The sequence below is a fragment of the Nocardioides sp. YIM 152588 genome (assembly GCF_040191335.1).
Lineage (GTDB): Bacteria > Actinomycetota > Actinomycetes > Propionibacteriales > Nocardioidaceae > Nocardioides.
Genome location: NZ_JBEGDJ010000115.1, coordinates 1 through 1,034, shown reverse-complemented (window position 1 = coordinate 1,034; position 1,034 = coordinate 1). Strand labels below are relative to the sequence as shown.

Sequence of the window (1,034 nt, the reverse complement as noted above, 5' to 3'; positions counted from 1 at the left end):
GCGTGGTCGCGCTCGCGACGTTCGAGTAGTCACCCACGTTCCCCGCGGCGTCGACCGCCCGGACCCGGTACCGGTACACGGTGTCAGCACTCAACCCGGCATCGCCGAAGCCGACCCCACCCGGCGCGCCGACCTGGGTGAAGTCGGTGCACCCGGCACCGGTGCAGCGCTCCACCCGATAGCCGGTCACCGCCACGTCATCGGTGGCCGCGTCCCAGGTCAGGTCGACCGTGGTCGGACCGCTCGCCGTCGCGGCCAGACCCGACGGCGCCGAGGGCGCCGTGGTGTCGGGAGAGGCCGTCACCGCCGACACCACGCCCGACGCGCCACCCACGTTCCCCGCGGTGTCGACCGCCCGCACGCGGTACACGTACGTGGTGCCCGCGCTCAGCCCCGTGTCGCTGTAGGTGGTCCCGGTCGGCGCGGCGACCTGGGCGAAGTCGGTGCACCCGGCACCGGTGCAGCGCTCCACCCGATACCCGGCCACCGCCACGTCATCGGTGGCCGCGTCCCAGCTCAGGTCCACCCGGGCCGGACCCACCGCCGTCGCCGTGAGGGCCGACGGCGCGGTCGGCGCGGTCGTGTCGGGTTCCGGAGCCTCCAGCGGAGTGTCCATCGCCGCCTGGACGTCGGCAGCCGACAACGCCCGGTCGTAGACCCGCGCCTCGTCGATCAAGCCCTGGAAGTACTCACCCCAAGGACTGTTCCCGCCGATCCACAACGGGTTCGCGGACGACTGGATGCTGCCGGCGACCAGGCTGCTGCCGACCAGCCCGCCGTCGACGTACAACCGCATCATCGCGCCGTCATAGGTCAACGCCACGTGGGTCCACTCGCCGACCGGGCTCGCCGTCGTACCGGTGACGAAGGCCGTGCCACCCCCCAGGGTCGCACCACCCGAGGGCCGCAGCGGGCCCGTCGAATTGCTGGCGTTGAGGAAGTAGGCATCCGTCTCGCGCTGCATGATGGTGCGCCACCCGCTCTGCGACGCCGTCGGCTCGATCCACGCCATCAACGTCATCGCCGAGGACAGG

Annotated in this window: 1 protein-coding gene; it reads right to left on the bottom strand. The window is 72.3% G+C overall.

The window, feature by feature from the left end; genetic code table 11:
- Positions 1-1,034: LamG-like jellyroll fold domain-containing protein (locus tag ABLM29_RS22275; protein WP_349716841.1), on the bottom strand; the 1,034-nt coding region annotated here is incomplete at both ends.